The 23,436-nt window shown below is 41.5% G+C and carries 15 protein-coding genes; 5 read left to right on the top strand and 10 right to left on the bottom strand.

Annotated features, from left to right (window positions below; translation table 11 throughout):
- Positions 1-5: 5 nt before the first annotated feature.
- The 7 genes from K8P02_RS10805 to K8P02_RS10835 all read right to left on the bottom strand — a co-directional run bounded on the left by K8P02_RS10805 (position 6) and on the right by K8P02_RS10835 (position 7,923).
- The gene (locus tag K8P02_RS10805; protein ID WP_025867623.1) at positions 6-1,781 is read right to left on the bottom strand and encodes a class I mannose-6-phosphate isomerase; all 1,776 of its coding nucleotides are present in this window, start codon (positions 1,779-1,781) and stop codon (positions 6-8) included.
- Positions 1,765-2,727 (bottom strand): ROK family protein, encoded by a 963-nt coding sequence (locus K8P02_RS10810; RefSeq protein WP_025867624.1) that lies wholly within the window; start codon positions 2,725-2,727, stop codon positions 1,765-1,767. The genes K8P02_RS10805 and K8P02_RS10810 overlap by 17 nt, the downstream gene beginning before the upstream one ends.
- A 6-nt stretch (positions 2,728-2,733) precedes the next feature.
- The gene (locus K8P02_RS10815) at positions 2,734-3,291 is read right to left on the bottom strand and encodes a glucose-6-phosphate isomerase family protein (protein WP_007486685.1); all 558 of its coding nucleotides are present in this window, start codon (positions 3,289-3,291) and stop codon (positions 2,734-2,736) included.
- 162 nt (positions 3,292-3,453) lie between these two features.
- Positions 3,454-4,338 carry an AraC family transcriptional regulator gene (locus tag K8P02_RS10820; RefSeq protein WP_002561484.1) on the bottom strand — a complete coding sequence of 295 codons (885 nt, stop codon included), beginning with the start codon at positions 4,336-4,338 and terminating at the stop codon, positions 3,454-3,456.
- Between the two features lie 352 nt (positions 4,339-4,690).
- Entirely contained in the window at positions 4,691-5,860 is a 1,170-nt protein-coding gene (gene uxuA / locus K8P02_RS10825; RefSeq protein WP_002561483.1) for a mannonate dehydratase, read from the bottom strand.
- A gap of 157 nt (positions 5,861-6,017) precedes the next feature.
- Entirely contained in the window at positions 6,018-6,830 is an 813-nt protein-coding gene (locus K8P02_RS10830; protein WP_002561482.1) for an SDR family oxidoreductase, read from the bottom strand.
- Between the two features lie 19 nt (positions 6,831-6,849).
- Positions 6,850-7,923 carry a LacI family DNA-binding transcriptional regulator gene (locus K8P02_RS10835; RefSeq protein WP_002561481.1) on the bottom strand — a complete coding sequence of 358 codons (1,074 nt, stop codon included), beginning with the start codon at positions 7,921-7,923 and terminating at the stop codon, positions 6,850-6,852.
- A 484-nt stretch (positions 7,924-8,407) separates the two neighbouring features.
- Here K8P02_RS10835 and K8P02_RS10840 point away from each other — a divergent pair, with 484 nt between their 5' ends.
- The 4 genes from K8P02_RS10840 (at position 8,408) to K8P02_RS10855 (ending at position 15,528) form a co-directional block, all read left to right on the top strand.
- Entirely contained in the window at positions 8,408-10,708 is a 2,301-nt protein-coding gene (locus K8P02_RS10840) for a TonB-dependent receptor (RefSeq protein ID WP_223382417.1), read from the top strand.
- A gap of 224 nt (positions 10,709-10,932) precedes the next feature.
- A complete protein-coding gene (locus K8P02_RS10845) occupies positions 10,933-12,330 on the top strand; it encodes a DUF4374 domain-containing protein (protein WP_025867625.1) in 1,398 nt (465 codons plus the stop codon).
- Positions 12,331-12,413: 83 nt separating this feature from the next.
- A complete protein-coding gene (locus tag K8P02_RS10850; protein ID WP_025867626.1) occupies positions 12,414-13,670 on the top strand; it encodes a PepSY-associated TM helix domain-containing protein in 1,257 nt (418 codons plus the stop codon).
- Between the two features lie 679 nt (positions 13,671-14,349).
- Positions 14,350-15,528: a DUF418 domain-containing protein gene (locus K8P02_RS10855; RefSeq protein ID WP_025867627.1), complete on the top strand. Its 1,179-nt coding sequence runs from the start codon at positions 14,350-14,352 to the stop codon at positions 15,526-15,528.
- A gap of 218 nt (positions 15,529-15,746) precedes the next feature.
- Here K8P02_RS10855 and K8P02_RS10860 read toward each other — a convergent pair whose 3' ends face one another.
- Together K8P02_RS10860 and K8P02_RS10865 are read right to left on the bottom strand one after the other, a co-directional pair.
- Positions 15,747-17,213, bottom strand: a complete 1,467-nt coding sequence (locus K8P02_RS10860; protein WP_002561476.1) for a RagB/SusD family nutrient uptake outer membrane protein — start codon at positions 17,211-17,213, stop codon at positions 15,747-15,749.
- Between the two features lie 85 nt (positions 17,214-17,298).
- The gene (locus K8P02_RS10865) at positions 17,299-20,427 is read right to left on the bottom strand and encodes a SusC/RagA family TonB-linked outer membrane protein (protein WP_223382336.1); all 3,129 of its coding nucleotides are present in this window, start codon (positions 20,425-20,427) and stop codon (positions 17,299-17,301) included.
- 242 nt (positions 20,428-20,669) lie between these two features.
- Here K8P02_RS10865 and K8P02_RS10870 point away from each other — a divergent pair, with 242 nt between their 5' ends.
- Complete coding sequence (locus K8P02_RS10870; RefSeq protein ID WP_007486674.1) at positions 20,670-21,761, top strand: DUF4421 domain-containing protein; 1,092 nt, start codon at positions 20,670-20,672, stop codon at positions 21,759-21,761.
- 18 nt (positions 21,762-21,779) lie between these two features.
- On the opposite strand, the gene K8P02_RS10875 is transcribed toward K8P02_RS10870, so the two are convergent.
- Positions 21,780-23,339, bottom strand: coding sequence for an ATP-binding protein (locus tag K8P02_RS10875; RefSeq protein WP_025867628.1), 1,560 nt, complete (start codon positions 23,337-23,339; stop codon positions 21,780-21,782).
- Between the last annotated feature and the right edge of the window lie 97 nt (positions 23,340-23,436).

Below are 23,436 nucleotides of genomic sequence, written 5' to 3' on the forward strand. Positions count from 1 at the left end.
GCAGATTAAGGATTATGTTTGACAAAAGCTTTAATAGTAGCACATTGCTTTCCTTCAGATTCTCCGTAAGGACGGATCGTATACTCTTTCACAGATTCGGGAACTATAAAAGTCTCAGCATAATGAACCACAAAAGGCTCAAATTTTCCTGTCGGACTTTCTACAATAGCTTCTCTTCCTTCCACCAGATTAAGCACATTCACACTACCATCTGTCCGATGCAAAACAGGAACCGTAAACCAATGCCGGCGGGTTTCAATAAACTCATTTTCATGCAAACCGGTTCGCTCTTCTTTCCAGCCTTCCCCTTCAGCGATTCGTTCTATCCGATTGAATATTTCTTTTTTAACCCAAGATTCTGTACGATTCCACTGAATAACTTCCTGACCATGTTTTATATTGATAGGACGTGGACGACCATCCAATCCTAAACGTCCCCAATCCCAGAGTTTGAAAGTAAAAATATAAGGGGTTGCACTAATTTCAAGTACCATCCCGTTTGTTCCGGAACAATGTATCGTACCTGCCGGTATCAACAAATGATCGTGCTTCTTAACAGGATAATTACCCACATATTTCTCCGCATCAAAATGTCCGCTCTCCTGTGCCTCATTAAGGGCATTAATCATCTCTTGCGGATCAATACCTTCTTTCACACCCAGATAGACAGTAGCATCTTCTGCGGTATCCAGCATATAGTAACTCTCATCTTGTGTATAGTGCATACCAAATTTCTCTTGTATATATTGCGTCAGAGGATGTACCTGTAAACTCAGATTTCCCCCTCCCATCGTATCAAGAAAGTCAAAGCGGATAGGGAATTCATCGCCAAAACGTCCATATACCGGATTGCCCAGCAAACGTGCCGGATAAGCAAAAACAAGATCAATAGACGGTATTTCAAAACGAACGTCTCCAAAACTGAAATAAAGGCTGTTTTCTTCAGGAACACAATCAAAGCACCAGGCAAAATTAGGAACCTCGCGGTCCAGGTCACACACCTCTTTCATCCATTGTCCACCCCAAGGTCCCGGATCAAAAAAAGGAACTACCCGAAACGGCGTACGGGATGCTTTTTCCAATCCGTTCCATACTGCCTTTGCTGTCGCCATCTTAGGAGTACCAGCTATATTCGTATCGAGCACGTAATCCCATCTCTTCATCAATTTTTTCTTAAACCGGTCGCAGATACGCCAATCAACAAAAAAAGCACGTTTATACTGTAAAGAAGCACGTTCTTCTTTGTTTTCAACACCAACGTTGGATACTTCATTACGACGGAAACGCATCTGTATTTCCCAACGGGCCATATCGGCATAAACCAATAAGTCGGATGTCGGCTGTATATAAGCAGCTCCAACTCCATAGACAAAAACAATACCTTCGGCAACGGCAGCAATCTCCGAACGGACATCTTTCAACTTCTTTTCGTCAAAATAACAATCCATTGTCTGACGAGTCATATAGCCGAATATTTCATCGTCTGTAATATCCTGTTTCAAAAGAGCATTTATCCTTTCCGATGATAACATAGCATCCTGCGAAAAGAACCAATGAGAAGAAGGGAAAAAAGACTGTAAAGCCTCTACCACTTCATCATCCAACACCCCCTGATAACATTCCAGAACTACGATCTTTACTTTTTTATCAATTTGCGACAAGTCTTTATTCAAACAATCGGAAATAGCTTCCCAACCTACCCGGCATTCTCCTTCCATACCCGGCACATTTACCACCGGATATTTATCATAATTAGATTTATCATTAAAATATCTGTTCATAGCATCTTTCTTTTTTTATTGTTGACAACGTACATGAAATTCCCAAAAGGGCCGCATTATCTCCTAATAAAGAAGTTGTTATCTCCACTTTATTTTCCGGGGCCCACACCAGACGATCAATCCGTTCTTTGAGATAAGGTAATATGATATCCGCACTACGCATAATGCCACCACCAATCACAACGATTTCCGGATCATAAGCATGAATATAATTGATGATGGCTGCCGCCCATACATCCATACAATCTTTACACAACAGAGTAGCTTCCGGCTCTCCCCGTCTCATCAGGTCAAACAAGGTCTTAAAATCATAAGAGGAAGCTTTTGCTTTATATTCACTGCTGATTTTGGGATGGGTACGAATTATTTCCGGCAGAAAGAAAGAAGAAGCCATTGCTTCTACACAACCAATATTACCACAGGTACAACGTCGTCCCCGATAATCCACAACGATGTGTCCTCCCAATGAACCAGCCTGATAGTGAGTCCCCTTAATAATCCGTCCATCTAAAACAACTCCGGTACCAATACCTGTCCCGATAGTCATCATTACCATATTCCGGCTATTTTTCCCGGCCCCCATATACCATTCTCCGGCAAGTGCCAGACGAGCATCATTATCGATAATAAATGAGGTTCCCCAGTTCCTGTCAACCCAGGAAGGCAGATCTATGTCACAGGCATCATCGTATTTATCATTGGTAGAAGTTACTCTCTTTTCCTTCGGATTTACCATACCCGGAAATGCAAGACCCATACCTGCAAGCTCTTCTCTCGGCACTTTCCATTTGCTCAACAGCCTGTTTATTACTCCTCCCATAGCAGGAAGATTACTATCCAGACTACCAGCTATGGCAGGAAATGAACTGAATTCAAGTATCTCATCTCCTTTTACCAAACCGATTTTAATGATGGTTCCTCCTAAATCTATTGCTATACAATACATTGCAAATCAGATTAAATGAGGAATACCATTTACTTCAATCAACCTTGCGGAAAATCCTTTCTCGGCAATTTCGGCATAATTGTGTCCTGCATCCGAAGGCCAACAAGCTGCAAATGAAAAAAGAGAACTTCCTACATTTGCCATCCGGTGGGCCACTCCTCCCGGAATATAATGCAAACTGCCAGGAAACACCCGCTCTGCCCATACATTGCGTTGTTCGTCCATGAGGATAAGCATTCCTTCTCCCTCTAAGCCCCAATAAAATTCTGCCCGGTCGATACTCGCATGATAATGTCCTTTCGTCATCATATACTCATTGCCGACTTTTCCCGGATACAAATAAGTAATACCGAAATACAATCCTCCCGGAGTCCCTTCCTTTTCGGGTAAAAAACTACTGACTTCGTAGGCAAGCTTGTCCTGAGGCATTTTTTCAAAAGCTTCCACATCGGCAAAGATGCCTTTTAAATCAGATAAATTCCGGGAAATTTTACAAACATCACGTCCAACTAAATTCTTATCGGTAAAGAACAGTTCAGGAAAGATAATTTTTTTATTTTCCATAATCACCTATATTTTAAGATTCCACATGTAATTCGATGGGAACAAAGGTAGGTGATAGACACAGGCGTCCTGTCTCCTATTTTCCCCGATAATTATGTTATCTTATCATTAATATAGGTATATAGATTTTAATTGATAATATTCCAGAATACAGAGTACGTATTAAATAGCCTTTTTGTTTTTCACACCATACTGTTTCTGGTACTCAGTGGGCAACATATTAACTGTCTTTTTGAATTGCTCGATAAAGTTAGACAGGTTATTAAATCCCACTTCCATACTCACGGTAGAGATTTTCATCTTACCTTCTATCAAGAGCCGCTTGGCATGCCCGATACGCATATCATTCAGATATTGTACAAAAGTTTTCTTTGTCCGTTCTTTAAAATAACGGCAGAAGGCAGTAGGGGTAAGTCCTACTAAACCGGCTACATCTTCAAGTTTTATCGGCTGATTAAAGTTTTTCACCAGATATTGGTATATCTTATTAAAACGTTCAAAATCGGAAGAATTGACTGACTGGGTAAAACCGACACTGGCAAGCAACTCATACTCATCCGTATTAGCCATCATTTCCAATAGAGTGATCAGATTGGTAACCCTCACTACCCCATTTGAATCAAAAGTATTACGGATAAAATCAGCAATACGCTCGCGTGCCGTTCCTGTGAACTTTATACCCCGGCGGGAACGTTCTATCAAACTCCGGATATGCATAAATTCCGGCAAGTTGATCATCACTCCTTCAAATAGCTCTTTACGGAAGTAAACACACAAACATACAGATCGCAATCCGGTTTCTTCTCCAAAAAACTCTTTGTTGTTTCTCCACTCATGAGGCAACTGAGGACCAATAATACAAACATCCCCTACCTCATAACTCTCTATATGATCACCCACAAAACGAGTGCCACTACCTTGCTCTATACACATAATCTCTATTTCGGGATGATAATGCCACGGAACAATAAAGTAAGGTAAATCCTCCCGATAGAAATTAATGTAATTCTCCACAGAAAACGGAAGTTCTTGATAAAGTGGTTTCATAGTAATACACAATTGGCTAAGTAATCATTCTAAATTATATGATATTATTATTGAAACGCAGAAACTCACAGATTCACGCAAAAAATATCATCGCTCAAGTATAGCGCAACCATTTAATCTGCGATCATTTGCGTTTCAATAAAACGCTGTCATAGTATGAACTAAATTTGAAATGCTACTTATTATTTAATTCAAAACTATAGATGGAGCAAATATAGACGATAAATGCATAAATACAGTCTTTAGCAAACAAAAAAAAGAATGAGATGTGTTAAAGAAGACACATCTCATTCATTATTTAAAGTATATATTTCAAATACATCATTTGACATATATACCGATGCAAACCGTACTAAAAGATAGACTTTGCAATACCCAATTCAAGACCACGTAACTCTGCCAGACCGCGGAGACGTCCCAGGCATGAATATCCAGGATTTGTCTTTTTCTTCAGATCATCAATCATCTGATGGCCATGGTCAGGACGCATGGCAATAGAGCACTGGCGACGTTGCTGCAACTTCAACAGGTTCTTCATCACATTGTACATATCCACGTCTCCTTCCAGGTGATTGGCTTCATAGAAATTACCTTCAGCATCACGTTGTGTACTACGCAGATGAACAAAGTTTACTCGATCACCCTGACGCTCCATTATTCCGGCAAGATCATTATCGGCACGCACACCGAAAGAGCCAGTACATAGACAAAGGCCATTTGATTCGTTAGGAACCGCTTCTATCAGTTTAACAAAATCCTCCTCCGTACTCATGATACGGGGTAAACCTAAAATAGGATAAGGAGGATCATCGGGATGAATCACCAGCTTCACTCCCACTTCATCGGCAACCGGAGCTATCTCTTTCAGGAAGAAGATAAGGTTGGAACGAAGTTTCTCGGCATCAATATCATTGTATCTGTCAAGAGCTTCCTGGAACTGCTCAACGGTGAAACTTTCTTCTGAACCCGGAAGACCGGCAATCATATTACGAACGAGAAGTTTCTTATCGTCTTCATTCATCTGTTCGAAACGTGCTTTTGCCTTGGCTATCTCTTCATCTGTATAATCCTTTTCAGCATTGGGGCGTTTAAGGATGAACAGGTCAAAAGCTACAAAAGCCGCCTTTTCAAAACGAAGTGCTTTAGAACCATCGGGCATTGTATAGGCAAGATCAGTACGTGTCCAGTCAAGCACAGGCATGAAGTTGTAAGTAACGACCATAATACCGCATTGAGCCAGATTACGGATACTTTCTTTATAATTCTCAATATATTTCAGGTAATCACCGGTCTGGGTCTTAATATGTTCGTGCACAGGCACACTTTCAACTACCGACCAGGTAAGACCCACTTCCTCAATCATCTGCTTACGCTTCATGATTTCTTCTACTGTCCACACTTCTCCGTTAGGGATGTGGTGAAGGGCATTCACTATTCCGGTGGCACCAGCCTGCTTTATATCCCACAGACTCACAGGGTCATTAGGACCATACCAGCGCCAAGTTTGTTCACATAAATACATACTATTTTTATTTACGATTTGACAATTTACGATTTACGATTGAGATTGCTCTCATTCCAACTTCTAACTACTAATTTATTTACGATTTGACAATTTACAATTTACGATTGAGATTACTCTCATTCCAACTTCTAACTACTAACTCCCAACTTCTAACTTAAATGGAGAAAGCATCGAAGCCACCATCAATAACGGCTACTGTACCGGTTACGAATTTAGAGGCATCACTAATAAGATACTGGATGGTTCCGTACAAATCTTCCGGTTCACCAAAACGGCCAAACGGAGTATGAGCAATGATAGTCTTTGCACGATCGGTCAGAGAACCATCGGGATTGGTCAACAGAGTACGATTCTGTTCAGTCAGGAAGAATCCCGGAGCAATAGCATTGACGCGCAAGCCATCACCAAATTTCAAAGCCAGCTCGCCAGCCATATATTTAGTAAAATTAGCAATAGCAGCTTTGGCTGTTCCGTAACCTACTACGCGAGTCAACGGACGAAGAGCCGATTCTGAACAGAAGTTTACAATACTACCTTTCTTCTGATCAACCATGATACTGGCAAATACCATCGTAGGCAAAACTGTTCCGAAAAGATTCAAATCTACCACCTTTTTAAAAGCATCGATCTCAAGGTCAAAGAAAGTCTTATCCGGTGCAATGGTAGCTCCCGGCATATTTCCTCCAGCAGCATTCAGCAATACGTCAATGCGTCCGTAAGCTTTCATGATTTCAGCTTTATTCCCTTCAAGTACTTCCTTATTCATCACATCAGTATAAAGGAACATTGCATCCCCTCCATCGGCTTTAATGCTCTGTACAAGTGCATTTCCAGCTTCTTCACTACGATCAAGAATTATAATCTTAGCACCTTCTTTTGCCAGATAAGCGGCAATACCTTTACCTAAAATACCGGCACCACCGGTGATTACAACAACTTTGTCTTTTACACTAAATAATTCGTTCATGATTCTCTGTTTTATTAAGTTATAATTTATTGTTCAAATAATATTTCAGATTCTCTTTAATGAGAATATCTATCGGCATCAGATTTACTTTCTCAGGGTTTTGTTTCAACACAAGATGATTACACAAAGACTTAATGCCGTTATATCCTTGTTGTTCGGGACGTTGGGCTATCAAAGCAGTAATCACTCCCTCGGAGAGTAATTCTGTGTTTTTATCAATCAAGTCGTATCCTACCAGTTTTATATTTTTCAACTCTCTTTCTTTGAGATAATTCCCTAAGATGTAACAGGTTGAATTGAATATAACAGCTCCTTCTATCCGGGGGTTATCATAAAATATCTTATCCAGTTTTGCAAAATTATATTCAGAATCAGCAATCTTTAGCTCAACCTCATGCAGTTTTCCTCCAAATCCATTCTCGTTCAGATATTGCAAAAAGCCTTCTTTACGGTTCCTCCCCTGATTGGAATCGTTCTTACCATTATGGATGATCCGGGATATCAGAATGTCCGGTTGATTACCAATCTGACTCGTCAGTAACTTGGCGGCAATAAATCCTGCATCAAAAGATTCTGTACCAAAATAGGCCAATTGGTGCTCACCCGCGATATTGGAATCCACATAGACATAAGGGATATTTCTGATATCGAGCATACGGGAAAGGCGACTCACAGAATCGGTAAACAAGGTAGCAATCAGCACTCCGTCTATCTCTTCTTTATCAAAGAGATTGCGTACAATCACATCAAAGGTACTATTATCGTACTGATCAAAAAAGAGCTTGGTTACATTGATATTATAAAGTTCCGTCTCGGAAGCGGCTTTATCTATCCCTTCGGAAATGGCTTCCCAATACTCTCCCGGCTCAAAAGAGGGAGTGATAGCAATAAAATGATATTGTTTCTTGGAAGCAAGAGAACGTGCCATCAGATTGGGCTGGTAGTTTGCCTTTTCAAGGATAGCCTTTACTTTTTTCTCATTCTCTTCGGATACACGCCCACGATTGTGGATCACCCGATCTACCGTACCAACAGATACCCCTGCCATTTCGGCAATGTCTATAATACGAATATTTGAAGATTCTTTATTCATAGGATAAATAGCTTAAACTCTATTTTTCTTCTACAAAAGTAAGATGAATAATCTTAATAAGCAACAATGTGTGCGCACACACGTTGTATACACAAAAAGTTATATATCTATAATTCAGCAAATTAAGCCAACGTCCATGAATAAGAATATGTTGTCAAACATATAAAGAACTAAAGTTTAGCTTTCATTAAACTGTAATAGCATAATCGGTTGATATATTAGTTCGTTATCCTTCAGTCAATTTTATTCTATTTTAAGTAATATACCTCTAAATAGTGATTGCAGCGTATTACATCCACGATATTTGCCACATATAAATTACCTAATCATAGCGATTGTACAGACTTTAAATTATAAAGACCTTTGCAAAGTTTTAAAAATGAATAATAATAAAAGCACATTGGAAGCAAAAAGATTTAAACTGGTTCTCCTATTTTTAATAACTGCCTGCCTGTTCTCTGTTTCTGCACAAAAACAGAGAGCAATGTTGTCAGGGAAAATAATATCTACTGAAACCAAAGAAACCATTGACTTTGCCACCGTCTATTTAAAAGGTACCACCTTTGGCTGTACCACCAACGAAAAAGGCATTTATCACTTAAAGGCTCCGGCCGGTCATTATACATTGGTTGTGTCTGCTGTGGGTTTTGAAACAGTAGAGAAAAAAGTAGAACTGACACAAGACGAGAGAAACAAACTAAATATTATGATCAATCCGGCTACTACTGAACTGGATGAAGTAGTAGTGACCTCCACGGGTGTAAGCCGCATAAAAAGATCCGCATTTAATGCTGTAGCAGTAGATACGAAGGAACTTCAGAATACCACAAAGAATCTAAGTGACGCACTAACCAAAGCACCGGGAATGAAACTCCGTGAATCGGGTGGTGTAGGTTCGGATATGCAACTCATGCTTGACGGTTTCAGCGGTAAGCACGTCAAGGTATTTATTGATGGTGTACCTCAGGAGGGTGTGGGAAGCTCTTTTGGATTGAATAATATCCCCGTGAACTTTGCCGATCGCATCGAAGTATATAAAGGTGTAGTGCCGGTAGGTTTTGGTACGGACGCCATTGGTGGTGTCATTAATATTGTCACCAACAAAAAACGCCAGCGTTGGTTTCTGGATGCATCTTATTCTTACGGATCGTTCAATACTCACAAGTCATACGCCAACTTCGGACAGACTTTCAATAACGGATTTACTTATGAAATCAATGCTTTCCAGAACTATTCGGATAACGACTACTATGTGGATTCTCCTGTAGAAGATTTCGAAACCGGCAGAATTGACAGAGATAAGAAGGTGCGTGTGAAGCGTTTCAACGATACCTATCATAATGAAGCCGTTATTGGTAAACTCGGAGTAGTAGACAAGAAATGGGCAGATCGGCTGATGTTTGGTTTTACCTACTCCAATATGTACAAAGATATACAGACAGGCGTACGTCAGGAGATTGTATATGGGCAGAAGCATCGTAAAGGACATTCGCTGATGCCCTCGTTGGAGTACAACAAGCGTAACCTGTTTACAAGAGGTCTGGATGTTGTGTTAACGGCCAATTACAACAAAAATATGACAACGAATGTGGATACCGCTTCGTATAAGTACAACTGGTATGGAGATAAGAAGTTACTGAATTCACCGGGAGAACAATCCAATCAGTATTCAAAAGCGGATAACAATAACTGGAACGGTACTTTAACCCTTAATTATCGTATCGGCAAGGCTCATATGCTGACTTTCAATCATGTGTTAAGTACCTTCCATCGCTCTAATACCTCTCTGCTTGCCAAAGAAGAACAAAAAGATGCCATTGCCAAAGAGACCCGCAAAAATATTTCCGGCTTGTCTTATCGCCTGATGCCATCTGAAAAATGGAACCTCTCCGTGTTTGGTAAGTACTACGACCAATTTGTAGCAGGTCCGATAGCTACGACTACCAATCAGGATAAATATGTACGTACCACCCGTAGCATCAATTCCATGGGTTACGGAGCAGCAGGTACCTATTTCATTCTATCCGGTTTACAGGTGAAGGTATCTTATGAGAAAGCCTACCGTCTGCCCACCATCGAAGAGATGTTCGGTGATGAAGACCTGGAGATGGGAGACATCGGTATCAAACCGGAGAGCAGTGATAACCTAAACCTTAATCTGAGTTATAATAAAACTTTCGGTAAGCATTCCGTATACGTAGACGGAGGGTTGATATATCGTAATACAAAAGATTATATCCAACGCAATATTGCAGATCTGAGTGGAGGAAAATATGCCGCTACTTATATCAACTATGGCAAAGTATTGACAAAAGGATATAATATCTCCGCCCGTTATGGGTTCGGAAAATGGTTGAGTATAGGAGGGAATTTCACACAAATGAATGTACGTGACAACATGAAAACCTCCATTTCCAGTAGCGCAGCCAATCTTGCCTATGGTGAACGTATGCCCAACTTACCCTATATGTTTGCCGATTCGGATGTATCCTTCTACTGGCGGAATCTTTGGAAGAAAGGCAATACACTGACCATGTCTTATGACAATCAGTATTTGCATAGTTTCACTTATTATTCATCCAATCTTGGTTCAAATAAAGGTGATTATGTGGTACCCAATCAATTCTCACACAATCTGGCACTCTCATATAGCCTTCAGAATGGCCGGTATAATATATCGTTTGAGTGCCGTAACTTCACGAACGAGAAATTATATGATAACTTCAGCCTTCAAAAAGCCGGACGTGCATTCTATGGAAAGGTTCGCATACATTTTGGAAACTAAAAAACAATAAGTAATCATTCAAAATTAATATGATACTATTATTGAAACGCAGAAACTCGCAGATTCACGCAAAGCATATCATCGCTCAAGTATAGCGCAGCCATTTAATCTGCGAAAATCTGCGATCATTTGCGTTTCAATAAAATGTTGTCATAGTATGAACTAAATTTGAAGTACTACTTAGATAAAAAATAAATAACAAATCGTTTTAAATTAAAAATAACATGAAGAAAAACTTCTTTTTAAATGGACTATTTGCAACAGCAATGGTCGGATTGACATTGACAGCCTGCTCAGATGATGAACAGGGTAATGGAGCAGGTACTGTAGGCAAAGGTGAATATGTAATCGCAGCCTCTGTCACAGCCTCCGGAAATACAACTAACGTTCTGCTGACTTCCGAAACTTTAAACGGAGGAACTGTTTCTACTATAAATAATGGCCTTGTGAACGATGGAGCAACCCAATGGGTATTTTATAAAGACCAATATCTGTATGGGCTGACATACAATCAGGGAAATGCCGGCACAACCCGGTCGTATTTCATGAATGCCAACTATGAGGTACAGGCACGCTCAGGAGAATATGCCGTCAAGAGATTTACCACCTACGGTATCTATGACAAGTATATCATAACTTCTTCCACCGGCGACGGACCTACGGAATATGCTGACGAGAATGGATATTTGCCAAAGATGTTTTTGTTGTCTTATCTGGATGTAGCAGCCGAAACATATACTACCAATAATACCCAGAATAAAGCATACATGTCAGAAAATTTTTTGGGTAATGGCGAATTTGTAACACTTGCAGGTATCCTAGAACATAACAATAAAATCTATAGTGCTGCAGTTCCAATGGGTTTGAGCCAATATGGTGGAAAAGCCAACGGGGGTCAATGGATATTGCCGGGTAACGAAGATCTGGTAAAAACGGAAGATGGTGGTTCGAACAGTAGCAGCTATAAAAAAGGAGAACTACAGTGGACACAATACCCTAACGAATGCTGGGTAGCAATTTTTGATGACGAGACGCTTACAACCAAGAAGCTTATCAAAACAGAACAGATCAGCTATGCCTGTGGCCGTATGAAGTCTCAGTACTACCAGACTATCTGGAGCGCAGATAACGGCGATATCTATGTATTCTCCCCCAGCTATGCCAAGACAATGAGCGATGCCCGTCAACGTACTACACTGGATGCCGGAGTGGTACGTATCAAAGCCGGAACAGAAGAATTTGATCCGAACTACTATTATAGCATTGAAGCACAAAGCGGCGGGAAGTCTTTCCTCCGTTGCTGGCACCTCACAGGAGATTATTTCCTGATGTTGATGTACGACCGTCCTTTAAGTGAAGAAGATTTTGTTGCCAACCAACTGGCTATTTACAAAGGAACAACCGGAAAACTTACTTATGTAGATGGCCTGCCATCAGCTGATCAGATCTCTGGTTTCGGTAATACCCCGTATACAGAAAACGGTTTCACTTATATCACAGTTACAACTACTACCGGCCACCCTGCCATCTACAAGATTGACCCGACAAATGCTACCGCAACAATGGGTATAGCAGTAGAAGCAACACAAGTCAGCGGTGTTGGTAGATTGAAAGTAAAATAAATAGTAGCATAAAATAACAGATTGAAGAGCCTGCAAGCCTTATGTGTTGCAGGCTCCTTTCATGACCTCACTAAAGAAGATATATGAAGAAGATATTTCGCCAAATACATCTCTGGCTTTCTATTCCTTTCGGCTTAATCATTACTGTCATCTGCTTCTCCGGAGCAGCTTTAGTTTTCGAAAATGAAATTATGGAATTGTGCCGGCACGACTTTTATTATGTCAGTAAGGTAGAAGAGACTCCCCTACCCGCCGGAGAACTGGCACAGAAAGTAGCAGCAACTCTGCCTGATAGTATATCAGTGACGGGGATCAGCATTTCATCCGATCCGGCAAAAGCATATCAGGTCAACCTCTCCAAACCCAGACGGGCGTCTGTATATATTGATCAGTATACAGGTGAAATAAAAGGAAAATATGAACGTGCTCCGTTTTTTACGACCATGTTCAAGCTACACAGATGGTTGCTGGATAGCATGAAACCAGATGGAGGTATCTTTTGGGGTAAGATGATTGTTGGCGTCAGCACGTTGATGTTTGTCTTTGTGCTGATATCCGGAATTATTATCTGGATTCCACGTAATGCCAAAGCTCTGAAAAACAGTCTCAAGATTTCAGTGAATAAAGGCTGGAGAAGATTCTGGTATGATTTGCATATAGCAGGTGGACTGTACACATTTATCTTCTTACTCGTACTGGCTCTCACCGGACTGACCTGGTCTTTCGGTTGGTATCGCACTGGATTCTATAAAGCATTTGGCGTAGAAGCCACACAAGGAACCTCTTCTCAGGAAACGACCTCTCAGACATCAAATAAAGAACGACAGGGAGAAAGAAACAAAGAAAGCAACAAAGATGGACGTCACAGAGGAGACGAAAAAAGATATAGCCGGAGCGAAGGCCGTAATCGAAGCGAAAGTCACAATCGTGGTGAAGATCGTGAAGAAAGAAGAGGAAACAGAGAATATTCTCCTTACGCCTTGTGGCAAAAAGTATACGAACAACTGAAAGTTCAAAATCCCGATTATAAACAAATCACTGTATCAAACGGTACAGCAAACGTCTCTTTCAACCGTTTCGGTAATCAACGTGCATCAGACCGTTACAGTTTTAATCCGAGAAATGGAGAAATAACTGAGGCTACACTTTATAAAGACCTGGATAATTCCGGCAAGATACGTGGCTGGATTTTCTCTGTACATGTAGGTAGCTGGGGAGGTATGTTTACCCGGATTCTGAGTTTTATAGCTTCACTGTTAGGTGCTACCTTACCCCTGACAGGATATTATCTATGGATAAAAAAAGAAATAGCCCGCTCGGCAAGGAAAAGAAGAAAATGATGCATTCATCAAACACAGGGCTTGTTAATATTGTTAACACGTTTTTTAACACTCTATTTTTTGCTTTACAAAAGTGTACTATTTAGTACATCAGGAATGTACAGTTAAGTATGGCAAAAGTGTACAATTAACACTCACAGAAATGTACACTTTTGCCTACCTCTAAAAAAGAGGTTTATATTCGTTATAAATCAAGCAATTACATAAGATCAAGAATCCATACTCCATCTTAATATTTCCTCTGAAAGGATCTTTATAATTACTTTTTTGGTAACTATACATTTATCGAATGAAGCATAGCTATTATGTATCGAAGAAATCATTGGAAATAATAAATTAACAACATTAACAGCGTTTCTTAATCATAAATTTTAGTCTGACAAGAGTACGTACTCTTCTTATATAAAAGTACGTATTTAATACACACTTAAATACGTACTTTTACAGCATAAAGAACACATTATTTAACCACACTGTCATTCAATAATTTACATTCATATTTACTCTTTACCATCCATAACCTTCAACGACGATTATCAGTCAATAAGTACTGTTTTGATAACTGAGAACGAATAGAAAAAACTGTTCGAAAATAAATATTTATCAAAATGAACCTGATGAATGACAATTAATTACTATGTTTGCAACAAGATATTTAACGAAGATAAAAAACTATTTTATGCAACCAACAGTAAATAAAACACCACGTATTGAAGTGATAGATGCCTTGAGAGGATTTGCCGTAATGGCAATTTTATTGGTACACAGTTTAGAACATTTTATATTCCCGGTCTATCCGACCGATTCACCCGAATGGCTGAACATTCTTGATAACGGAACACTTAATGTAGTATTCTCACTCTTTGCCGGAAAGTCTTACGCAATATTTGCTTTACTTTTCGGATTTACATTTTATATCCAATGCCACAATCAAGAGAAGAAGGGAAAAGATTTTGGCTATCGCTTTCTTTGGAGGTTAGTATTATTAGTTGGTTTTGCTACCATAAACGCCGCATTCTTTCCTGCGGGAGATGTATTACTGCTTTTCTCTATTGTGGGGATTGTATTGTTCTTAGTGCGGAAATGGAGTGATAAAGCTATTCTGATCACAGCAATCTTTTTCCTGTTACAGCCCATTGAGTGGTACCATTATCTGATGAGTTTATTCGATCCGTCATACACGTTGCCCGATTTGGGTGTGAATGCAATGTATCAGGAAGTGGCCGAATATACTAAAGCAGGTAACTTCTGGAATTTCATTGCAGGTAATGTCACTTTGGGACAAAAAGCCAGTCTGTTTTGGGCTATCGGAGCAGGACGTTTTCTGCAAACAGCCGGACTTTTCTTAATGGGCCTGTACATCGGCAGAAAAGAGTTGTTCGTAACCACCGACTCGCATCTTCGTTTTTGGATTAAGACGCTCATTGTTGCTGCCATATGTTTTGCCCCCCTCTATCCACTAAAAGAGTTGATTATGCAAAGCGAAAGTGACATAGTCAAACAGACAGTCGGTACTGCTTTTGATATGTGGCAAAAGTTTGCATTTACGTTTGTCCTGGTTGCGTCCTTTGTGATCCTGTATCAAAAAGAAAAATTCAGAAAGGCGGTAACAAACCTTCGTTTTTATGGAAAAATGAGTCTTACCAATTATATCAGCCAATCTATCATGGGAGCTATCATTTATTTTCCGTTCGGATTTTACCTGGCTCCTTACTGTGGCTATACAGTCAGTCTGATTATCGGTATTGTCCTTTTCTTACTGCAAGTCCGGTTCTGTAAATGGTGGCTATCCAAACATAAACAAGGACCTTTGGAAAGTGTCTGGCATAAGTGGACATGGTTGTTGGCTGAAAAGTAATGAATATATTTCACCACAGAGTTTCACAAGTTATTTGTTTAAGTAGTTAATTCATACTATAACAGCATTTTATTAAAACACAAATGATCGCAGATTAACGCAAATTAAGAGACTGTTGTTCTTTCTCTTTATATTCTTTGCGAAAATCTGCGATCATCTGCGTTTCAATAATTAATCATCGCTTGTCGTACCTCCCCGTGCAGGAAGCATCCGAAAGCCTACAAATTCGGATTGGCATCGATCTCAGCTTTCGGGATAGCATACAGATAGTTGATACTGTTGGGCACAAATGCATCTCCTCCGGAGAATGTAAGGAACCAATGTCCTAACGGAGTACGTTTGGCAAATCCTCCTCCTTCCTGCCAGGCATCTACTTGCTGCGCCTGCTCTTCAACGGAAAGTGCAACACGCTTCACAGATTGCTGTGTACGTAAGATATCAGTAATACTGAAACCCTCTCCCCAAAGTTCACGACGACGCTCCATCAGGATCTCATTGACAACATCGTCCTGTGATTTACCTGTTAAATCATAGTCACCCAATCCACGGGCATGGCGCAATTCATTTAATGGTATTACCGCTTTCTCCGGGAAACCTTCACGAGCAAGGGCCTCAGCCTCTATCAGAAGCATCTCGGAGGCACGCATCAACACGATATCGGCAGTATCATCTGCACGCATATGGAACTTTTTATAACCTAAATACCCCTCACGCATCCACTGGAATAATCCCAAACGAATATCTCCTTCGGAGAATGTATCCCTGAAATGAGGATCGGCCATGAAACTACTGTAAGCACCTACATAGGTTGCGTCCAGGTAATAAAAGTTATAGGAAGCATCGGATTGTGCAAGTGTCTGCGGATGCCCCCAGATCCATTCTTTATTAGATACATTGTTGAATCCTTCGTATTCGGCAGTCGTTGTCATCAGCGAATATCCCTGACGGGCAGCGGCGGCTGCCTTTGCTGCCTCCTCCCATTGTCCGGTCAACAGATAGGCACGGGCAAGCAGCCCATTGACAACATTGGTATTCGGCTTGAATTTCTGCCCATCCCCTTTGCGGGTATAGTTCTTCAAATAACTCTGTGCCAGGTTAAGATCATCAAAAACGCGCTGATACACCTGGGCTACAGTAGATTTTGCTTTAGGCGCCGTTTCACTTGTAGTGGGTTCTGTATAAATAGGTACACAGGGAGCAGTGGGATCTTTCAGGTAAGTGAACTGATAGTGTTGCGCCAGATGAAGGTAACAAAACGCCCGCAAAGCAAGTGCCTGTCCTTTTGCCTGAAAAAATTCTTCCGAATCACCATCAATAGCAATGGCGGTGTTACAGTTATCAATCGTTTTATAAATGAGATACCAGGCAAAAGAGGTTCGGCTATTGTTCGGTATTGCTATATCATTGAACTGATAAGATGAATTAAACCCATAAGCAGGGCGGGAAACGACATCATCCGCCATCATATCGTCCTGACACTGAAGAGCACGATAACCAATATTGGCATATGTTGTGCCATATTCAAACAGATTATACCAGGCACCATTAAACAATCGTTCGGCATTACCGGGTACTCCAACCTCATCGGAACTAACAGAGTCCGTAGGTTCTTTATCAAGAAAGTCACCACTACATCCCGCCAATAAAAGCAGGAAGGCCATATAAGGATAGATATATTTTTTCATAAACTATAAATTAGTAAGTAGTTAGTAGTTAGTAGTAAGTAGTAAGTAGTTAGGAGTTGGGAGTTGGGAGTTGGGAGTTAGAATCCTAAAACGTTACATTCACTCCTCCCGAGAAAGTTCTCATTGCAGGATAACGATAATAGGTCAGTCCGGTAATGCCTTGTTCCGGATCGAGCCCCTGATTACGATGAATAGTAAACAAGTTATCGCTTTGTACAAAAACCTGTACATTACTCAACGACGCCCGGTTGACGAGTTGTTTCGGCAATGTGTAAGAGAGGGTAAGGTTCTTCAGCCTCATATAGGAATTGTTCTGCAAGAAACGTGTAGAGTAGGAAGTCCAGTTATTGGAAGTAGTACCCAATGCCGAAACATCCGTATACCGATTATCCGGTGTCCAGCGATCTAATATCTCTTTTGACCATGAACGACCTTCGGCACTACCATTGTGCAGAATCATAGTGATATCACGATTCATGATATACCCACCTACGCTATAGGCAAAGATCGCCGAAAGCTCGATGCCTTTATAAGAGAATGCTGTATTGAAACCACCATATATCTTGGGCAAAGATGACTTATTGACATAATAATCAGTAGCATCTTTATACACATTCGTTGTCCCGCGACCTATCACATTTTCATCCTTATCGAGTATATCCATATACCACAACGGATCTCCGTTTTCCGGGTCTACCCCAGCCCATTCCTTCGTATAGAAATCATAGACGGAACGCCCCTCTTTTAACTTGTTTACCCCTACCGGAGGCATGTCTTTCAAAGGTAGTTCGGTGACTACGTTCTTGTAATGTGTCAGGTTGAAACCAAGTTTCCACATGAAATCCTCTGTATGGATCACCGTACCATTCAGCGTCAGTTCAATACCGGTATTTTTCAGTGCCCCCACATTCTCATCAACCGAACTATATCCCATAGAAGGAGCTACAGGGCGTGAATAGAGCAAATCTTTGGAACGGCGCTGGAAGAAATCGAACGAACCGGATACACGGTTGTTCCATAAAGAGAAGTCCACCCCCACATTGAAGTTGAGATTGGTCTCCCACTTCAGCTTCGGAGTGGCAATGCGATCGGATACAAGTGCATTCTCCCCTAAATTGGATACAATGGTATAAAGCCCTTTGCTGGCATAGTAAGTACCTAAGTTATCATTTCCCTGTGCTCCGTAACTGGCTTTTAAAGTCAAAGCTGAAAGCCAATCGGAAGTAGAAACCATGAAGTCTTCACGATCGATACGCCAGGAAGCTCCTATCGACCAGAAATTACCCCAACGGGTCTCCGGTGCAAAACGGGAAGAACCATCACGCCGGTAAGAGGCGGAGAAGAAGTATTTATCCTGGTAATCATACAGGAACTGAGAGAAATAACCCACCAGGGCATAATCAATCCGATAACCGGAACCTCCGGTGAGTTGCGAACCAACTACCAGTTCGGGCATATTAGGTAACGCCATTTTCGTACGGGAAGCAGAAAGTTCATCATAACGGTAGGAATAGGCTTCCTGTCCAACAAGTATATTGAAGTGATGCTCACCAATCGTCTTATCATAAGTCGCAATATTGTTCCACGTCCAGGAGAAAGTACGGGTGTTGACACGACTTGAGCCACCTCCGGTAGTGACCGAAGGACCGATAAGGGAATTTGTGAAATCGAGTGAATTGTAATTGATAAGGTCGAAGTTAAAACTCGTCTTGAACTTCAAACCTGGAATAAAGGTAACTTCCAGAAAAGTACGTCCCGAAAACTCATCTTTCATCCGTTCGGACTTATCAAGCGGAAGAGTAGCGGGCAGGTTCCAGTTTGCCATAGAACCGGAAGGACGATAGGGCCCGAAATCAGGAACAGGACTTCCGTCTTTATAAATGATACTTCCATCATTGGGGGTTACCTCGTAAATGGGATAGAAACCGGGCATCGTACGCCCTGCATTGATAACATTACTGGTTTTGGTATCCGAAGACACCGGATAGTTCTGCATGGAATGCGCAAAACTCATGTTAACACCACCTTTCAGCCAGGAGGTCATTTCACTGGTGATATTGGAACGCAGGTTGAAACGCTGATACCCGGATTCGAGGGCAATACCCTTATCATTCAGATAACCGGCAGAGAAGAAATACTGATTCTTCTGTCCGCCTCCGGATACATTGAGATTAAGCTCCGTACGCAAGGCTTGCTGTTCCATAGCATTACTCCAATCAAAATCCCACAGAGGGGTAGCACCGTCTACAAGTTTACCATCCGTGCCTACAGGTTGTGAATAATTGGGTCCATAGGGGTTGGGACCATCCCCCATAAGTTTGGTTACCAGATCTTTTGAAGCCTGTGCGGCGGCTGTAGCAGGAGTATAGTTCTGCGTATCCTTGGCATATTGATTGCGCAAGGCTTCCCAATAGAGCTGGAAATAATCATTGGTACCTATACGATCATAATCACGTACGGCACGATTGGAACCACCGAAGGAGGCTTTTACATTGACGGTTGTTTTAGAGTCTGTTTGCCCCTGTTTAGTGGTGATAATAATGACTCCATTGGCACCACGCGAACCGTAAAGAGCAGCCGAAGCAGCATCTTTCAGCACTGTCATGGAGGCAATATCATCCGGATTGATAGCGTTGACGGAACCATCAAAAGGCACACCATCCACTACATAAAGCGGTGCACTGGAAGCATTGATAGACCCGATACCACGGATACGTATCTCGGCATCCGTACCGGGTTGCCCGCTGGAAGCACTTGCCTGCACACCGGAAACAGTACCTTCAAGAGCACGCGAAACACTGGCTACCTGTAGTTTGGCTATCTCATCTCCTTTTACAGTAGAAGCGGCTCCGGTAAAGCTATACTTTTTGGCTGTGGCATAAGCTACTACCATGACTTCGTCCAGTTCCTTACTGTCGGATTCAAGAGTAACATCAATGGTACTCCGTCCGTTCACAGGCTTCTCTGCCGTCTTTAACCCTACAAAACGGAAAACAAGTATCCCATCGGCAGGGGCAGATATAGAATATTTTCCATCGATATCGGTAATGGTACCGGTAGTGGCACCTTTTACCTGTACGGAAACACCGGGTAATGGTTCTCCGTCGGATATTACGGTACCCGAAATACGTTTCTCCTGTTGTACGGCCGCCTGCAACGATACAGATACAACAAAGGCCAGAAACGCTACTAATAGACGTAGATTGATTCTCATATTTTCTTGTGGTTTAGGATTTATTTACGTGAGGTATCTAACATCACATAGCCTTGTTTTGTTTAAGATACGAAACAAAATTTAAAGGAAGATTGCACAAACGGGAAGGAAGTATTAATTTCGCGAATAATGAGGTTAGAAGTCAGTAGTTAGTAGTCAGAATCTATGCAGCATATCAGCGTTGTCATTCCGAAAGGATTCTAACTACTTACTACTAAATTCTAACTACTTATTAAAATAGTATGAAAAAACTTGTAATTTGTCTGTTGGTGATATTGCCTCTTTCTTTGTTCGCTCAGAATGAAGAGAGCAACATCGTCATGCAGGACAGTGTGGAGACAGCCAAACGTCCCAACGGATTTATAAGAGCTTTCAACTATCTGTTCAATCCCAGTGACATCGATACTACTTATATCAGCCCAAACCGTTACAACTATGCACTGATGCTGGATCATTTCACCAACTACGAATATTATAGTCTAAGCAGTAGTACTCCTCAGTCACAACGGTTACGGTTCTCTCCCAACCCTCGTAATAAAATAGGTCCCTACTTCGGTTGGCGCTGGATATTCCTGGGATGGTCCATAGATACCGACGGGCTTTATGGCAAACAAAAAGGAAAAAGAAAAGGGACCGAGTTTGACTTAAGTCTTTACAGTGCCAAATTAGGGGTGGATATTTTCTATCGCCGCACCGGCAACGACTACCGGATCCATAAAGCGGACGGCTTTGATGACGTACCCGACAATTACTCCGAAAGTTTTGACGGATTGAAAGTAGATATAAAAGGGCTGAATGCATTTTACGTATTCAACTATCGCCGTTTTTCCTATCCGGCAGCTTTCAGCCAAAGCACTAACCAAAGGCGTAGTGCCGGGTCGATGATTGCAGGCTTTTCTATCTCCACGCATCATCTGAACTTCGATTCTGCCAAACTGCCGCAAACTATTCAGGAAAGCCTGAATGAAGATATGAGAGTGGAACATATCAAATATACAAATATCAGTCTCACTCTCGGTTATGCCTACAACTGGGTGTTTGCACGCAACTGGCTCGCCTGCCTCTCACTGACACCTGCCATAGCCTACAAAACCTCACGGATTGAGAAAGTACAAACAGAAACAAACGACTGGTACCAAAACTTCAACATAGATTTCATACTGCGCGCAGGGGTAGTTTACAACAACAGCAAATATTTTGCCGGGACCTCCTTTGTGGGCAGAACCTATGATTACTACCGGAATAATTTCTCACTGAACAATGGCTTTGGTACACTGCAGGTATATGCAGGATTCAATTTTTATCTGAAGAAGCAATACAGGAAAAAGCACTAAATGATAATCTGGCAACAGCTACTCCACCAGCCAACGACTGATATTTCGTGTATCGGCACTGAACTCTACTCCCACCTTCACTATTTCGCGTCCATCCACCAGATAGGGTATCAGATAGCCCCTGTCATCAATCTGCTGTAAGGCTTGTTCTGCCGTGCCATTCAGCTTAAACTCAAAGACATAAATCTGATCGGGAGTCTTTACCACAGCATCCGCCCTTCCACGGGCACTACGTACTTCTGCCTCGGTGAACTGCCCCATCAACTTGAACACAAGATAAAACACAACCTGATAATGGCGTTCTTTGTTTTCGTTCAACTCATAAGGGAAATCGGCAAAAAACGATTGAAGACGAGTGAGGAAAGCTGCTACATCACCTGCCTGTAGTTCCTTGATGAACTTGCCAATGTAGAAACGTCGTTCTCCGTCCGGTATTGGTGTATAGAAAGGCAATATGAAATTCATAAAACCGTACTTCACTTCATCATTCGGAAAAGCCAAACGATACATCTTGAAACGCTTATCATACTCTTTTATCGTGAGATATCCACTCTGGTAGATTAACGGGATGGGATTACGTGCCTCTACCCGATATTCGGTAAAAGCGGTAGAAGATGCTTCCACGCCATCAATCAAAATGCGAAGATCGTAGTCACTCTTTTTAAGCAGTTCAACGAGAAAAGTCGGTGTCCCGGTCTGGAACCAATAATCATTAAATTCTTTTGCTTTCAGCGCATTGAGTACACTAAACGGATTGAAAACGCCCTCTCCCGCAGGATGAAAATGATAACCATCATACATCCGGGTCATCTCATCCACCGTTTCTTCATAAGTGGTATCGTTAACTCTGCCCAGCACTTCCAGCTCAGGATGGAAAGTCGAAATTAACTCATCCCGGGTAATACCACAAACAGTAGCATAGTCATACCACAGGCTGATATCCTGCAATTGGTTCAAATCACTGAATACACTTACCTGGGCAAATTTGGTCACTCCGGTAAGGAAAGCGAAACGTAGGTAACGATCGGAGCTTTTCAGTACGCCATAAAAAGCTTTCAGGGTCGTGCGATACTCATCCAGCAAAGCCTCATTCTGCATGGCCTGAAGCAAGGGCTTGTCGTATTCGTCTATCAGGACAACGACATTGCGCCCGGTTAATTCGGAAGCACGTCTAATAACTCCCATGAAACGGCTCGACAGGGTAGTTTCGTCAACTCCTTTTCCGTATTTCAGTTCCCATTGAGTTAAGTGGTTACTGAGAATGCTGTTCAGTCTTTCGGGAGTATCATACTTCTCGGCGTTCAAGTCGAGGTGCAGGACAGGGTAGGTGACCCACTCTTTCTCCAAATCTTCGATAGCCAACCCCTCGAAAAGTTCTTTCTTTCCCTCAAAATAAGCCTCAAAAGTAGACAGCAGCAAACTTTTCCCGAAGCGACGGGGACGACTCAGAAAATAAGGAGTACTGGTACTTACCATCTGCCAGACAAGCGCAGTCTTATCCACATAGAGATATCCCTCTTTACGCAACTTCTCGAAAGTCTGTATCCCGATGGGGAGTTTACGGCTTAAATCAATCATAAGGCTATTATTCTAAGTATGACATTAGTAGTACGCAAAGATAGGTCTTTATGTTCACATACTCAAAATTTCTTTGTACATTTGCCCTGTTCAAAAC

Origin of the sequence: Bacteroides nordii (genome assembly GCF_019930665.1) — a bacterium.
Classification (GTDB): Bacteria; Bacteroidota; Bacteroidia; order Bacteroidales; family Bacteroidaceae; genus Bacteroides; species Bacteroides nordii.